At 34.9% G+C, this 16433-nt stretch carries 14 protein-coding genes; 3 read left to right on the forward strand and 11 right to left on the reverse strand.

Features of this window, described 5'->3' with window-relative positions; translation table 11 throughout:
* Positions 1-25: 25 nt before the first annotated feature.
* Together RQM59_RS07580 and RQM59_RS07585 are read right to left on the reverse strand one after the other, a co-directional pair.
* On the reverse strand, positions 26-3178 hold the full coding sequence (locus RQM59_RS07580) for a SusC/RagA family TonB-linked outer membrane protein (RefSeq protein WP_349241495.1): 3153 nt from the start codon (positions 3176-3178) through the stop codon (positions 26-28).
* A 233-nt stretch (positions 3179-3411) separates the two neighbouring features.
* A complete protein-coding gene (locus tag RQM59_RS07585) occupies positions 3412-4767 on the reverse strand; it encodes a helix-turn-helix domain-containing protein (RefSeq protein ID WP_349241496.1) in 1356 nt (451 codons plus the stop codon).
* A 228-nt stretch (positions 4768-4995) separates the two neighbouring features.
* On the opposite strand from RQM59_RS07585, the gene RQM59_RS07590 reads away from it, so the two are divergent.
* Positions 4996-5787: an ABC transporter substrate-binding protein gene (locus tag RQM59_RS07590; protein ID WP_349241497.1), complete on the forward strand. Its 792-nt coding sequence runs from the start codon at positions 4996-4998 to the stop codon at positions 5785-5787.
* On the opposite strand, the gene RQM59_RS07595 is transcribed toward RQM59_RS07590, so the two are convergent.
* The 5 genes from RQM59_RS07595 to hutU all read right to left on the reverse strand — a co-directional run bounded on the left by RQM59_RS07595 (position 5779) and on the right by hutU (position 9534).
* A complete protein-coding gene (locus tag RQM59_RS07595; RefSeq protein WP_349241498.1) occupies positions 5779-5955 on the reverse strand; it encodes a Lacal_2735 family protein in 177 nt (58 codons plus the stop codon). The two genes, RQM59_RS07590 and RQM59_RS07595, sit on opposite strands and share 9 nt — an antisense overlap.
* Before the next feature lie 59 nt (positions 5956-6014).
* The gene (locus RQM59_RS07600) at positions 6015-6719 is read right to left on the reverse strand and encodes a DUF4197 domain-containing protein (protein ID WP_349241499.1); all 705 of its coding nucleotides are present in this window, start codon (positions 6717-6719) and stop codon (positions 6015-6017) included.
* A 50-nt stretch (positions 6720-6769) separates the two neighbouring features.
* Positions 6770-6934: a C1orf53 family protein gene (locus RQM59_RS07605; protein WP_349241500.1), complete on the reverse strand. Its 165-nt coding sequence runs from the start codon at positions 6932-6934 to the stop codon at positions 6770-6772.
* 62 nt (positions 6935-6996) lie between these two features.
* On the reverse strand, positions 6997-7536 hold the full coding sequence (locus RQM59_RS07610) for a DUF4136 domain-containing protein (RefSeq protein ID WP_349241501.1): 540 nt from the start codon (positions 7534-7536) through the stop codon (positions 6997-6999).
* A 12-nt stretch (positions 7537-7548) separates the two neighbouring features.
* Positions 7549-9534 carry a urocanate hydratase gene (hutU, locus tag RQM59_RS07615; protein ID WP_349241502.1) on the reverse strand — a complete coding sequence of 662 codons (1986 nt, stop codon included), beginning with the start codon at positions 9532-9534 and terminating at the stop codon, positions 7549-7551.
* Between the two features lie 131 nt (positions 9535-9665).
* On the opposite strand from hutU, the gene RQM59_RS07620 reads away from it, so the two are divergent.
* On the forward strand, positions 9666-13097 hold the full coding sequence (locus RQM59_RS07620; protein WP_349241503.1) for a methylmalonyl-CoA mutase family protein: 3432 nt from the start codon (positions 9666-9668) through the stop codon (positions 13095-13097).
* A 148-nt stretch (positions 13098-13245) separates the two neighbouring features.
* Here RQM59_RS07620 and RQM59_RS07625 read toward each other — a convergent pair whose 3' ends face one another.
* The 4 genes from RQM59_RS07625 to RQM59_RS07640 are packed head-to-tail and all read right to left on the reverse strand — an operon-like array spanning position 13246 to position 15511.
* Positions 13246-14130 carry an SAM-dependent methyltransferase gene (locus RQM59_RS07625; RefSeq protein ID WP_349241504.1) on the reverse strand — a complete coding sequence of 295 codons (885 nt, stop codon included), beginning with the start codon at positions 14128-14130 and terminating at the stop codon, positions 13246-13248.
* A gap of 9 nt (positions 14131-14139) precedes the next feature.
* Positions 14140-14631, reverse strand: a complete 492-nt coding sequence (locus RQM59_RS07630) for a pyridoxamine 5'-phosphate oxidase family protein (protein ID WP_349241505.1) — start codon at positions 14629-14631, stop codon at positions 14140-14142.
* Positions 14628-14969 (reverse strand): hypothetical protein, encoded by a 342-nt coding sequence (locus RQM59_RS07635; RefSeq protein ID WP_349241506.1) that lies wholly within the window; start codon positions 14967-14969, stop codon positions 14628-14630. The genes RQM59_RS07630 and RQM59_RS07635 overlap by 4 nt, the downstream gene beginning before the upstream one ends.
* Positions 14970-15007: 38 nt before the next feature.
* Positions 15008-15511, reverse strand: a complete 504-nt coding sequence (locus tag RQM59_RS07640) for a GbsR/MarR family transcriptional regulator (RefSeq protein WP_349241507.1) — start codon at positions 15509-15511, stop codon at positions 15008-15010.
* Positions 15512-15794: 283 nt separating this feature from the next.
* Here RQM59_RS07640 and RQM59_RS07645 point away from each other — a divergent pair, with 283 nt between their 5' ends.
* Positions 15795-16337 (forward strand): sigma-70 family RNA polymerase sigma factor, encoded by a 543-nt coding sequence (locus tag RQM59_RS07645; protein WP_349241508.1) that lies wholly within the window; start codon positions 15795-15797, stop codon positions 16335-16337.
* Positions 16338-16433 lie beyond the last annotated feature (96 nt).

The following is a 16433-nucleotide window of genomic DNA, read 5'->3' on the forward strand; positions in this document are numbered from 1 at the left end:
TTCTCGTTTCGTATAAAATGAGCGATTAGAATTCTATTTGAGTACCAAGTGTCAATGTCTTTTGTAACGGAGATCTATTTGCCGTCAATCCATTGAATGACTGTTCAGGGTCTATACCTTTATGGCTTTGCCATGTAAACATATTTTCTCCTAATACATAAAGTCTCACTTTAGAAAGTCCAACTCTATTTAACACATCTGTTGGAAGGTTATAGCCAAAACTGATATTCTTCATTCTTACATAGTCATTCTTGAATATGAATCTTGTAGATCTATTATTAAAGCTGTTATTAGCAATAGTCAATCTTGGGAAATTAGTAATATCCCCTGGTTGACTCCATGCGTTCAGGTTGTCTGGATGAGCAGATGAACCAATGCTTGACATATTTGCTATTAAACCACTATAATCAGAATCGTAGATATAAGATCCCAGGCTAAAATTGAATAATACTGAAAAATCGAAATCCTTATATCTGAAACTGGTATTGAAACCTCCTTGAATATCTGGAATAGACTCTTTTCCTGTTTCGTATCTAGTTGCAGTATCGTAATCGTTTGTAATTGTTCTACCAGTAACATTTCCATTAGCATCAGTTACATCTTGGTACCATAAAGCATCTCCATTTGCTGGATCTACCCCCGCCCATTCTCTAACATAAAATTCAAAAATGGAGTTTCCTGGCACCCAAAGCTTAGAGCCTTGAACTAACCTATCTGTAAATGGAGTTACTACTTTGATTTCATTCTTTAGTAACGAAAAATTAGTACTAACACTCCATTGCCAATCTTCTTTATTTATAATATTACCTGTTAACGAAACTTCCCATCCTCTATTTTCTATTTCCCCTGCATTTGCTCTCAACACTGGAGCTCCCGTTGATGGAGTAGTTGTGATATCTTGAATTAAATCGACACTATTTCTTTTAAAATATTCTACTGTCCCCGTAATAGCATTATCAAATAGCCCAAAGTCTAAACCAATGTTTGTAGTAATTGATGTTTCCCATGTTAAAGAAGGGTCAATTAATGTTGAGCTAGGTAAAGAAGTAGGAAAGCCTTCTACAGGAGATATTGTAATTCCTCCAAAGTTAGCACCTCCAAACAAAAAGCTTGTTGGAAAGAAACCTCCTGGAATATTTATATTCCCTAATTCTCCGTAAGAAGCACGAATCCTAAGATTACTTAACCAACTTACGTCTGATAGGAAATCTTCCTTATGTGCACTCCAACTTACACCAAACGAGAAAAAATCACCTGTTCTAAACTCTTTACTGAACTGAGACGTCTTGTCACTTCTATAAGATCCATCAAAAAAGTACTTGTTGTCAAAGTTGTAAGAAATTCTTCCTAAAACACTGGCAATTCGTTGTTCTAGCCTAAATCCGCCAAATGATTCGGCTACTGTTCCGTTTCCTAACTCTTCTTGACCTGGTAAAAACCCAGTAGCAGAAGCTCTAAATGAATCTGTAGTTTGCGTATTTGCTTCATAAATAAGATCCACAGAAACATTGTGTTTATCAAATGTATCGTTATAACTCAATGCTTGAATAGCATTTAGCGTGGTCGTAATATTTCGTTGTTTACTTACCCTACCATTAACCGGCGAGGCTGCCCCTATCAGGTCGTCATTAAAGGAATGACTATCAAATAGGTAATTTTCGTAGTTCAGTGTACTTCTGAACTTGAACTTATCCAGGAAGCTAAGTTCTGCATAAGCCGAACCAACAAAATTCGAGCGTACTCTATTTTCTGAACCAAGTAATATAGATGCAAGAATATTCTCTCCGTTAATACCAGGTCTAATACTATTTACAGTTTGTCCTATAGGTCGACCGTTTCCATTCCCTAGATCATAAACTTGTTGTCCGTTGGCATCTAATATTAGTTGTCCATTTTCATCCCTAACATAAATAGGATAAATACTACTGTTACTATAGATCCATGAGATTGCTTGTGTTGTACTTCCCGACGTTTGATCAGGATTGTTTGAATGAGATCTTGAATAACTCGATGTTAAACCAACCTTAAGCCAGTCGTTTACGTCTGTATCTACAGCTCCTCTAACTGCTATCCTCTCGAAATTCGATACAATTACCGGACCTTCATCATTTAAGTAATCCAATGACATAAAATAGTTATTGTTTTCACCTCCACCAGAAACACTCAGTGTATGATTTACACGAGATACATTCTTTCTTAAAATGGTTTCTTCCCAACTTGTATTCCACAGTAAATTTGCTCCTGAGACTAACTGTCCGTCAGTACCTATTGGATTTGTCACACTATATGGATTGTATCCTAATGTAGGAATCAATTGATTCGTTGCATTTTGAGCCGCCAATGTAGGCGTTTGACCAAACTGGTATATATTATTGTTTTTAATTGCCTCCCAATTTAATTTCAAGTAATCCTCTGAACTTACTAGATCATGAATCCCTACTGCAGGATTGGATAGCCCATATTGCGTTCTAACAGAAACTTTTGCTTGTGAATTTCTTTTACCACGTTTTGTAGTTATAATAATTACCCCGTTCGCAGCTCTCGAACCATATAAGGACGCAGAAGACGCATCTTTTAGAACAGAAATTGACTCGATCTGATCTTGACTAATGGTATTCAGGTTTCCATTATAAGGTGCACCGTCAACCACGATCAATGGAGCATTACTTCCATTAAAACTTCCAAAACCTCTAATAACAATATTAGGATTATTTCCAGGTTGTCCTCCCTGAGTAATTAAACTAACTCCTGGAACAGTTCCTTGAAGTGCTCTTAATGGTGAGGTTACTTGTTGTTGTTCTAGTACCGAAGCATTAATAGCCTGAACAGAACCAGTAATCGCTTCCTTTTTTCTGGTACCATACGCAACCACTACTACTTCATCCAGTATTTCGCCTCCTTCAATCATTTTTACATCAATCACATTGGCCGTTCCAATAGTCCTTTCAACAGTTTTATAACCGAGGTAACTAAAGACCAGCACGTCTCCAACTTTAGCTTTTATGGTATATTTCCCATCGAAATCTGTTTCACTTCCTGTTGTTGTGCCTTTTATAATTACACTTACCCCAGGCAGTGTTCCAGTATTATCGGAAACAGTACCAGATATATTCTTCTCTTGTGCTTGTATTGACAGACTCAAGAAGAACATCACTATTAAAAAAAATTTTAGTTTCATAAACTTTGTTTTTCGTTAAACATTTGAATTAAGATTCTGTAGTTGAAAAAAAGCTGGCATTATTCAAATAATACCTTCAATGAAGTCAAAGTTTAATGGATATTTTAAGAGGTAACCTTTGATAATAACCAGCTAATAATTCAAATACAAATCGAAGTAATTGCATTTGTCCTTTTTAACAGGTAAACCCCATAAGAGTTTTCTTTTCCGATAAAATTTTACTTGTTTTTTACTTAACTGGAGAAACCAAAAGCATCTCTTTCTCTAAGGAAACTACTGGGAGTCATGTTTGTTTCTGCTTTAAATGCTTTGTTAAATGTTACTTTATTGTTAAAACCAACATCGTATGCAACATCGATGATGTTAAGGTTATTATTATAGTCACTTTTTAGTATTTCCACAGCTTCGGCTATTCTATATTTATTGATAAGATGAAAGAAGTTCATTCCGAAGTGTTCATTAATGACTTGTGATATATTATGTCTTGTTGTACCCAATCTAGTGGCCAATTTTTCCAGACTTATATTACTTTGCTTGTATACTTTTTCTTGATCTAATAATTGCAGTAGTTGCTCCTTAAGTTCTTCAGAATAACTCTCTGTTAAACCAGACTTTTTATACTTAAAGTCTTTCTTTGTTTCTTGAAACAAGAATTTTTTGCTAAAAACCTTAGGCTGAACATATGCAATATATCCTACATATAATATGATAACAGACATGGAGAATGTTTGAGGATATATAAATAGATTATTTGATGTAACTATCCGTAATAGTGCAATACCATAAACGATATAGAAGAAAACATAGAACATATTCAAAATCATCATATTTCGTTGCCAGTTCAAAATTTGAAAATGAGGTTTCTTTTTCTTCCTCATAATCTTTCTATACTGCTTATATACAAAATAAGCATAGGCAGTCAACGAGATGTATTTCAAAATGACAATTCCACGCAAGGTATCGTACAATATCTCATTCCGGTTGAACATTAAATGCACCTTACCATCTGCTGGTAATAAATAAATTGGGAGTAGATATAAGAATAATAATACGGAAGGTATTAGATGTAGTGCATCTACCCATCTAAATCTATATTTTTCCGAAATCCTTTTAAAGTAGAAGTATAAAAGTGGTCCGTACAAAAATGAAAATGACGTTGAAAAATATAACGTGTGTGGTAAACTAAAATTATTCCTAGATAGGTGAATACAAAGATGAATCATGAACAATGAATGAAAGAGGACAAAAGAACTTATCAGTATGTTCCCTACCAGATCTCCTTTTCTTCTTAAATTGATAACCACGGACAAAAACACTCCAATCAAACCACAAGCAAAAAAGAACAACAACCAAATATTAGTTTTAGGGAGATATGCATTTGCCAACCTTTTGTAGCCTTCTGTATCTTTTATCTCCAAAAAAGAATCGTGTGATAAAATAGAAATATCATGAACACTCTTTATATACTTTTCCGCCAACTCTATTGCCTTCTTATCATTACCCAAATAAGCGCTGTAGATCGCTTCAGTCTTCAAATCTTGCCCCGATATTATTTTACCATCCTCAGCGATGGTATTATTTATATTCAAGGTATCCTTTTGAACAAAGAAAAAATCAATATCTTTCACACGCTCATAGCCATATAGACTAGAACATGCAAGTAGAAAGAGTATTATAATTATTCTACCAGACTTCATTGTGTAAATTGAATTCTTGTTACTCTCATAAAATTAACTATAATTTTGGTTAAAATTATGTTAATCAGTAATTCCCGATAATAACTTACCTTTAAATCCCTTAAAATGAACCTCTTGTAAATGTTAAAAAACAACACATTTTCTATTGATTATACGCCTAAGAAGATTGTATCTCTCGTTCCTAGTCAAACTGAATTATTATATGATCTTGGCTTAGAAGACAGCATTGTGGGGGTTACTAAATTTTGTATCCATCCTCTTCATGCTAAAAAAAATAAAAACATTGTTGGAGGTACAAAATCAATTCATCTTGAAAAAATTAGAGCGCTACAACCAGATATTATCCTTTGTAATAAAGAAGAGAACACCAAAGAAATTGTAGAAGACTGCAGTAGCATTGCTCCAACGCACGTCTCGGACATTTATAACTTGGATGATTCTAAGGAGTTGATTGCATTATATGGAGTTATTTTCTCAAAAACTAAGGAAGCCTCTTATCTTCTTCGGAAAATAAACGCGCAACAACGAACATTTGAATCCTTTATTGAAGCCAAACCCATACTTCACGTCGCATATTTCATATGGAGAAATCCTTGGATGGTAGCAGGCAAGAATACTTTCATCGATCATTTACTTAGCATAAACCGTTTTCAAAATGTATATCATCATTTAGACCGATACCCCAAAGTTACACTTACTTCTCTGAGCAATAAAGTACAACCAGAATTTATTTTACTCTCCTCAGAGCCATATCCTTTTAAAGAAGAGCATAGGATTGAGATACAAAAACAAACAAATGTTTCCAAAGTGGTTTTTGTAGATGGAGAAATGTTTAGTTGGTATGGGTCTCGGTTAGAAAAAGCATTTGCCTATTTCAAACAATTAAGGATTTCTCTCGAAGAATCAATTTGATAGATACTTCAATTGATCCAGCTTTTTCATAATTTTCATTGCTTTAAAAGCGGCCATATCGCTAATAGGCTCATCAATAATTCTATACGCATTAGATTTCTCTAATAGTTTTCTATACCTTTTTTTAAGGTGCTGCGTGTACGTATATAGGGGGGTGTCTAAACTCATAATAGCATAATTACGTTAAATATACGTAATTATTTGATTACAAGAACATTAGACGTGAATTAATCTTGAAGAGCAAATACTTTTCGAAGTAAACTGGTATTTCTTAAACCTACTTTTTCCCGAATTCCTCTTTCCTCCAATTCTATCATGGTAAAAACACCTTTTAAGGTTTGTGCTGTAACATAGTCTGTTAAGTCAGGATTGACTTTATTTACAAAAGGGATCTTGTTGTATTTGTTTATTAGATCCGTCCATACTTTATCCGCCCCTACTTTATCAAAAGATTTTTTAATGACTGGGCTAAAGCTCTTATACAAAGAAGTTGACGTAGCATTTTGCAAATATGAAGTAGCCGCATTCTGCTCTCCTAACAATATATTCTTAGCATCGTTGAATGTAATATTCTTAACCGCATCAATGAAAATTGGTGTCGCTGTTTTTACGGCATCTTCTGCGGCTCTATTTAACAGGAGTAGTCCTTTATCTGCTAACGACCCTAATCCTATTTTTCGCAATCCTTTATCCACTTCTTGCAATTCCGATGGTAACAAGATCTTAACCAATTCATTTTTATAAAACCCATCGGTAGCCGTTAATTTAGACACCTGGTTCTTTATACCATTATCTAAGGCCTGTCTCAATCCATTTCCAATCTGTTCTTGTGTCAGTACTTCTTGGTTTGGTAATTGGTTTACAACTTTCTGTAATTCAGCACAACCAAAAAACTGAAATGCGATTAAGGCTATTAAAATTCTATTCTTCATATTCGTAATATTCTGTTTATTTATTAGATACATTTTATGTGTAAAAGTCACTATTTGAAAGTATCTGTTTTTTTATCGTATCCATACGGACAATGTTTACAACCGCTTTTACAACAATACCCTCTTTTAAGGTGGTATTTTTCTGTAAAAACCTTATAGCCTTGTTCGTTTAAGTAGTAATCCTCTTCCGTAAGCGGAATGTATTTTTTAAACATAGAGCAAAAGTACAATTTTGGGTATAAAAAAAGCGCTACAATGAGCGCTTTTCTATTTTATTTTATGACCCTGGAGGGTATCGTTCTATAATCTCTTTAACAAACTCTTTTATACGCTTATCTTTCCTTTCTGGGTTCGAAAACTTCATAGCTCCAGAGCCGATTCCTTGCCAAACCAACTCGTTCTTTCTTCTATCTATAAAATCTATAAACAAGGTGCCTTCTGTATATTGGTTTACATTGGCCTGGCTCATACCACCCCACATCCATGGATTCCAACCCCAGCCCCAACCCCAGCCCATACCGAAATTGTTATTATTCACTGTTACTCTTTCTCTAGTTTTGTTAAAGATGCTTATCAGGATATCTGGATCATTAGATTTTGTAAATCCTTTTGCCACCATTTCTGCCTCAATCGCTCTCATTACTCTTTTCTTATCCAAATCTGAAATCGTAGCTTTATCTATTCCTTTTTTATGAAACGCAAACGTCTTATAAGAGTTGAAATCAACTTTAGTGTCATAATCAGTAGTTACCTTAACGGTACTACATGAAGTAAGGGTCACAATCAAAATAAGTGTACATAGTCTTAACAGCTTCATAATCGTTAGTTTTTATAGGTTCATAAATAATGAATCATCTACCTTATTTGGAAGTGTAACCTGCAACTCTTTTTCCGTATCCATTGCTCTTTTAATGGCAAAAATTGCTTCGTCATTTCTAGCCCAGCTTCTTCTTGAAATCCCATTGTTTACATCCCAAAAAAGCATTGATTTTAAGCGCTTTTTCGCTGCTTTAGTACCATCAAGAAGCATGCCAAATCCACCATTAACAACTTCTCCCCAGCCTACGCCACCTCCGTTATGAATAGAGACCCAGGTTGCTCCTCGGAAGCTATCTCCTATTACATTATGTATGGCCATATCTGCTGTAAATCGAGAACCGTCATAAATATTCGAAGTTTCTCTGTACGGTGAATCCGTTCCAGAAACATCATGATGATCTCGTCCTAATACTACAGGCCCAATCTCTCCTCTCTTGATCGCTTTGTTAAAAGCCTTTGCTATTTTTATTCTTCCTTCTGCATCTGCATATAAGATTCTTGCTTGAGAACCTACCACTAATTTATTCTCTTGCGCTCCTTTAATCCATTGAATATTGTCAGCCATTTGTTGCTGAATCTCTTCTGGAGAGTTCTTTTTTATTTCCTCTAATATTTCACAGGCTATCTTATCTGTTTTTGCTAGGTCTTTCGGATTACTGGAAGCACATACCCATCTAAAAGGACCAAACCCATAGTCAAAACACATAGGTCCCATAATATCTTGTACATAACTCGGGTATTTAAAATCAATACCATTATCAGCCATCACATCAGCTCCTGCTCTACTGGCTTCAAGTAAAAAAGCATTTCCATAATCGAAGAAATACGTTCCTTTGGCGGTATGATTGTTAATTGCTTTTGCATGTCTTCTTAGTGTCTCTTGTACTCTGTCTTTGAACATTTCAGGGTTTTCGGCCATCATAATGTTTGCATCTTCAAAAGATATATCAACTGGATAATATCCTCCAGCCCAAGGATTATGCAACGATGTTTGATCCGATCCAAGGTCTATATGAATATTATCTTCATAAAACTTTTCCCATACATCCACAATATTACCTAAATATGCTAAAGATACTGTCTCCTTATTCTCCTTGGCTTCGTTAACTCTGGCTACCAGAACATCCAAATCCGAAATTTTCTCATCAATCCATCCTTGATCTAAACGAACTTGGGTAATCTTTGGATTTACCTCTGCACAAACCGTAATACATCCAGCAATATTTCCAGCTTTAGGTTGTGCACCACTCATTCCTCCGAGCCCTGCAGTTACGAACAAGTTACCCTGAGGTGATTTTCCAATTTTCCTAAAACCATTCAATACGGTTATGGTAGTACCATGCACAATTCCTTGAGGCCCTATATACATATAACTTCCTGCGGTCATTTGTCCGTATTGCGTTACACCTAAAGCATTGAACTTCTCCCAATCGTCTGGCTGTGAATAGTTGGGAATCATCATTCCATTCGTAACCACTACTCTTGGTGCATTTTTATGGGAAGGGAATAATCCCATCGGATGACCAGAATACATGGTTAACGTTTGTGAATTCGTCATTTCCGACAAATACTTCATGGTTAACAGGTACTGTGCCCAGTTTTGAAAGACGGCTCCATTTCCTCCATAAGTAATTAACTCATGTGGATGCTGTGCCACCGCATAATCAAGGTTATTCTGGATCATTAACATGATTGCCTTTGCTTGTTCTGACCTTCCAGGATACTCGCTAATATCTCGAGCATACATTTTATAATCAGGACGAAAACGATACATATATATCCTTCCATATACTTCTAACTCTTCGGCAAATTCAGGTAGCAATATTTCATGATGTTTTGCATCAAAATAGCGTAACGCATTTCTCAATGCCAATTCTTTTTCTTCCTTACTTAAAATTTCTTTTCTTTTTGGAGCATGATTTATAGATGGGTCATATTCTTTTCGAGCGGGAAGAACATTTGGAATACCTTGCTGAATAAGCGCTTTAAAATTCATGAAGTTTTTTATTTTTTTACAACACAAATATATTTATTTTTTGATGTTGTTAATTTTAAAGCATTTAAAAAAAGTGTCTTTTTTTTGAAAATTCCGTAAATTGCACCCCTAAAATCATAGTTTTATTACGAATGGAACAAATTGCACCTTATAAACCCACCAATAAAGTAAGAATCGTTACCGCAGCATCACTTTTTGATGGACATGACGCAGCGATCAATATTATGCGTAGAATTATTCAGTCTACTGGAGTGGAAGTAATTCATTTAGGCCATGATAGAAGTGTTGAAGAGGTGGTAAACTGTGCAATACAGGAAGATGCTAATGCCATTGCGATGACCTCTTACCAAGGTGGTCATAATGAGTATTTCAAATACATGTATGATCTATTACAGGAAAAAGGAGCAAGTCATATTAAGATTTTCGGCGGTGGTGGTGGAGTCATTCTTCCAGAAGAGATCAAGGAATTAATGGACTATGGTATTACTCGTATCTATTCTCCAGATGATGGTCGTGAGTTAGGATTACAAGGAATGATTAATGATTTGGTCCAACAATCGGATTTTGCTATTGGAGATGTGTTGAATGGTGAAGTAAATCGATTGGGTAAAAAAGAGATCGGAAGTATTGCACGTGTTATTTCTTCCGCAGAAAACTTTCCAGATATTGCAAAGGAATCGTTGGACATTATCCACGAGAAAAATAAAAAATCAGCTACTCCTGTACTTGGGATTACAGGTACTGGAGGGGCAGGAAAATCGAGTTTAGTCGATGAATTGGTAAGACGATTCTTAATTGATTTTCCTAAAAAAACAATCGGATTGATCTCTGTAGATCCATCGAAACGTAAAACCGGTGGGGCATTGTTAGGAGATCGTATTCGCATGAATGCTATTAACAACGAGCGCGTGTATATGCGTTCTTTAGCTACGCGGCAATCTAATTTGGCCTTATCAAAATATGTCAATGAAGCGGTTCAAGTATTAAAGGCTGCTGAGTTTGATTTGATCATTTTAGAAACTTCAGGTATCGGTCAGTCCGATACTGAGATCATAGAACATTCCGATACTTCATTGTATGTAATGACACCTGAGTTTGGAGCTGCTACACAATTAGAAAAGATTGACATGTTAGATTTTGCCGATCTGGTAGCTATTAACAAGTTTGATAAACGAGGTGCTTTAGATGCTTTGCGCGATGTGAAGAAACAATATATGCGTAACAACAATTTGTGGGATACACATATGGATGATATGCCTGTTTTTGGAACCATTGCCTCTCAATTCAATGACCCAGGAATGAATTCCCTGTACAAAGCCATCATGGATAAATTGGTTGAGAAAACAAACGCAGATCTGATCTCTTCTTTTGAAATCACGAAAGAAATGTCTGAAAAAATCTTTGTGATTCCGCCTGCAAGAACACGTTATTTATCCGAGATTGCAGAAAATAATAGAGCCTATGATAAAAAGACAAATGACCAAGTAAAAGTAGCTCAGAAGTTATTTGGAATCTATAAAACAATTGAATCTATTGTAGATGTTACTATCGAATTGACTAAAACTGGATTAGATGGAGACGAGATTCTAAAACTGGCTCAGAGTGAAGAAGCTGATTTTGTTAAATTACTATTGGCACAGTTTGATAAGGTGAAAATGAACTTAGACCCTTATAATTGGGAGATCATCTTACATTGGAAAGACAAAGTGCAACGTTATAAAGATCCTATCTATACATTTAAAGTGCGTGATAAAGAGATCAAGATAGAAACACATACAAAATCGCTATCACATTCTGATATACCTAAGGTTGCGTTACCAAAGTATGAAGCCTGGGGAGATGTTTTACAATGGAATCTTCAAGAAAATGTTCCAGGAGAATTCCCATATGCATCAGGGCTATATCCGTTCAAAAGAACTGGAGAAGATCCTACGAGAATGTTTGCTGGAGAAGGTGGCCCGGAAAGAACAAATAGACGTTTTCATTATGTAAGCTTAGGAATGCCAGCAAAGCGTCTGTCAACAGCTTTTGACAGTGTAACATTATATGGAAACGACCCAGGACATAGACCCGATATTTACGGAAAGATCGGAAATGCTGGAGTTTCTATTTGTTGTTTAGACGATGCTAAAAAATTATATTCCGGATTCGATTTAAGCCATGCAATGACATCTGTAAGTATGACCATCAATGGTCCTGCTCCTATGTTATTAGGCTTTTTTATGAATGCAGCGATCGATCAGAATTGTGAAAAATATATTAAAAAGCATAAGCTTGAAAAGAAAGTAGAAGCTGCTTTTAAAAAGGTATATGATGATAAAGGGTTAGAAAGACCAACCTATCAAGGTGAATTACCAGAAGGAAACGATGGCCTTGGATTGATGCTGTTAGGGTTAACTGGTGATCAAGTATTACCTACTGACGCATACGCTCAAATAAAAGCTGAAACATTGGCACAGGTAAGAGGAACTGTTCAGGCAGATATTCTTAAAGAAGATCAGGCGCAAAACACCTGTATCTTCTCTACCGAATTCGCTTTGCGATTGATGGGTGATGTTCAGGAATACTTTATTGAAAAACAAGTACGTAATTTCTACTCAGTATCCATTTCAGGATACCATATTGCGGAAGCCGGTGCCAACCCAATTACGCAATTGGCATTGACCTTAGCTAATGGATTCACCTATGTAGAATACTATTTATCGAGAGGAATGGATATTAATAAGTTCGGCCCGAACTTATCGTTCTTCTTCTCAAATGGAATAGATCCTGAATATGCAGTAATCGGACGTGTTGCCAGAAAGATTTGGGCCAAAGCCTTGAAATATAAGTATGATGCAAATCCTAGGGCTCAAATGTTGAAATATCATATTCAGACTTCAGGACGTTCATTACACGCGCAAGAGATCGACTTTAATGACATCAGAACCACATTACAAGCATTGTATGCGATTTACGATAACTGTAATTCTTTACATACAAATGCATACGATGAGGCTATTACTACACCTACAGAGGAATCTGTACGCAGAGCCATGGCCATTCAGTTAATCATTAATAAAGAATTAGGATTAGCTAAAAATGAAAACCCTATTCAAGGTTCATTTATTATTGAAGAATTGACGGATCTGGTTGAAGAAGCTGTCTTAACAGAATTTGATAGAATTACAGAACGTGGTGGTGTTTTAGGAGCGATGGAAACCATGTATCAGCGTTCTAAGATCCAGGAAGAGAGTTTATATTACGAAACGTTAAAACATACTGGAGAGTTCCCAATCATTGGTGTGAATACCTTTTTAAGTTCTAAAGGATCTCCGACAGTTCAACCTGCCGAAGTGATTAGAGCTACTGAAGAGGAAAAACAATTCCAAATTAAAACAAAAGAGAATTTGAACAGGGCAAATGAGAGTAAAGTAGCCGAACAATTAGCCACTATTCAAGAAGCTGCTGTTCAGAATGAAAATCTGTTTGACAAGTTGATGGAAGCTACCAAAGTATGTTCTTTGGGGCAAATTACATCTGCATTATTTGAAGTGGGTGGTCAGTATAGAAGAAATATGTAAGCAGACTCTTGGTTTTATTCAATAAAACCCTAGAGATCGCTTATTCCAAACTTGTTTTGGAATCTAAATAAATTAAAAAATCGGCACCAAATTGGTGCCGATTTTCCTTTTCCTAGCATTTCCCAAGTGTATATTCTTAATAAAGTTCTTACTTTTTCGCCGTTATTATATAATATCCAAAATCTTGTAAACATAACGCTGTAAGCAAAGCGTAAAATGATCCTTTTAGGTTTTCCTTGCTCTCTTTTTTTAAAGGCTGATTTTTCAATAATCTTTTTATGACAAATCCCATAATTGCAAAAGGAACATGTAATACACTAGGCGCTACCCTATACCATACATTCTTTACGGAAACATCTTTAAAGCCAATTTCTTCAAGCTGTACTTTTACTTTCTCAATATTTCCCAGCTTCTTAAGATTCCATGATTTACATAAACCATCATATACTTTTTGCGATAGAAAATTCATTTCGTCTTTTGATTTTTTTCCAAATGCATCAGCAATTACCAAGTTTGCTCCAGATTTTAGAATTCTATGCGATTCTTTTAAAGCTTTAATTGAACAGCCTGAATGACAAAAACTCTCGATCGCTAGTGCACCATCATATGAACTGTCCAGAGCTTTAGTATTTCTATAATCAGCGTTCATAATACTAGCTCTCTCTGAATTTAAAAATTTGTGTCCAAATTTCACTTGAAATTCAGAGATTGTATATCCTGTAACGGCCAAGTTTGGAGACCTAGATATCCCATATTTCATAGTTGCTCCCATTCCACATCCTAAATCGACCACATGGGATTTTTTATTTTGTATATCTAGTAAAGAAAATAGATGAGCATTCATAGCATTTAACATTGTATCTCTTTTCAAGAAGTTGGTCTTGAAAGGAATATAATAGCCAAAGTGCATGTTTAAATCTTTACTCCAAAAACGATAATCTTCCGTTGCTTTGTCATAAAAATCGCTGATTTTACCTTCAATAGATATTCTTTGTGATTCCTTTTTTATTTCAAATGTGGTCGTTATTTCCATAATTTCTTTTTAAAGATGATTTGTCATTTTTCCCAGATTGATTTTTTCTGCTTTTGTAAATTTTATTTCTCGTACCATGTTCATTTCTTTCCACAAGTATTGATGCCCTTTAAGCATTTTGGTATATCGAACCCTTCTTTGGAAAGCTCGCATCTCACCTTCTGTTGCATCCCTTTTTTCACCTAATTCTCCATATAGTTTTATTCCTGGATAAGCATCGAAATTTCCCTTGAACAATGATTTTAACCAAAACCTTTTACCATTGTTTACCGCAAGCAAGCAAACATGTCCATTGGTTTTTGAATTCTTGTTTAGTTTTGTAGCATATTTTTCAAAATAAAAACCTGTTTGATCATCGTTTAAAAACATAGAGCCAATGGGCGTCACTGTAGGAATATTGCTTGCATCTACAGAGGCAACCACTACATGCATGTTAGCTTCAATGCATTTTCTAAAATGAGTTTTTACTTTTATCCAGTCTTTTGTCAAATCTATCTTCATCTTTTCTGTATTTTTAAAGATTCTAAAATTACCGTAAAGTAAATCGCAATGCTTAAAGGAATTATTATAAATCCAATCCAAAATTCTATAGAAGCACTAAATAAACCTGTAAACCATAAGAGGCCATAAGCGACAACAATTAACCAATATTTTAGAAGGTTATTCTTTTGTTTATTGGTAAGTTTTGGCAATAAAAAAAGCAATATAAAAGCCGTAATCAATTGAAAACCTCCAAGGACTATTTGAGCATAAAGTCCATATACAATTGTTAGATATAATAAAGCTGTAATTCCAAAAATAAATCTATTTAAGTAAATAGGAATGTTAATATATTTCATAGTTTCAGAAATTTTTGAAAGTTTGTATTCAAATTTTTTTACTTCTTAATTATTTTGGTGAAATTAGACAATAACCAATGCTCATCAGCCCTGATCGCTTTGTCTAAAATCCCATTTACTGTAGTAGTTACGGATGACAAATCATGTAACACCTTTTTGAATTGTACCGCATCATAAGAATTATCCTCTATATGTTGTAATTCATCTAAGACTCTTAATACTGGCTCAATCTCCCTTTTCTTACGTTCTTTTGTTATTTGCTTAAATAACTCCCAGATATCTTTATCTGCCACAAAGAACTCTTTACGCTCCCCTACTACAAATTCTTTACGAACAATACCCCAGTCTATCAAGGCTCTTACATTCATATTTACATTACCTCTTGAGATTTGTAAAGCCTCCATAATCTCTTCAGCAGATAATGGTTTGGTTGAAACTAACAATAACGCATGTACTTGTGCCATGGTCTTGTTAATTCCCCAGCTAGTCGCTAAACTACCCCAGGTATGAATGTATTTTATTTTCGCTTCTTCGAGTTTCATACGTCAAAGATATAACTATTTTTTAAAACTTTCAATAATTATTGAAAATAAAATAATTTTAATTTGTTTGCATCTTTTCCGTATCTTTTATGTCTACTAAATGAATCATAAAATTAAGTATCATGATCTATAAAAATCAATGTTCCTGTACATGTGTAGAATGCCTGAATGGAGATTGCGCAAAATGTACCTGCGAGAGTTGCTCTTGCTCGAACTGTAACTGTTAACTAGTTATGTCACTTTGAATACTCTTATTTAAGGTGACATACATATTTATCATTATATGACAACAAATGATGTTTGGAATCAGTATTCTGACGATGTAAAATGGTTTATTGCCAGTAAAGTCAAAGATAGTACAGTGACCAACGATGTTTTACAAGACACGTTTATAAAGGTTCACACCAAACTACACACTCTAAAAGATGTTACGAAGTTAAAATCGTGGGTATTTGCTATTGCTCGAAACTCCATCATGGATTATTTTAAAACTTCAAAAATGACATTTGAAATTGCTAATTTCGAATCAGAAGCAACTATATTAGAGGACGTACATACCGAACAAGATTGCTTAAGGGGTATCTTAAAAAGTCTTCCTAAAAAATATAGAGATCCGTTGTTTTTATCTGATATAAAAGGACTAAAACAAGCTGAAGTAGCCACCCAACTTCATCAGAATCTTCCAACGACCAAATCACAGATTCAAAGAGCTCGAAAGCTTATAGCTCAGGGGTTTATGGATTGTTGTGGATTCGTAATGAATGAAAAGGGAGAATTGGTTGGTGAAATTCAGGACAAAAAGGATTGCAAGATTTGCAACGCATAAATTCTTCTTGTAAAACTCTCACATTTTTTTAACACCTCTACTTCCAAAACTACCGTATTTTTACCGCGAATAATTTGTAACATTTGAGGTCCGATA

Origin of the sequence: Asprobacillus argus, assembly GCF_032248395.1 — a bacterium.
Classification (GTDB): domain Bacteria; phylum Bacteroidota; class Bacteroidia; order Flavobacteriales; family Flavobacteriaceae; genus Polaribacter; species Polaribacter argus.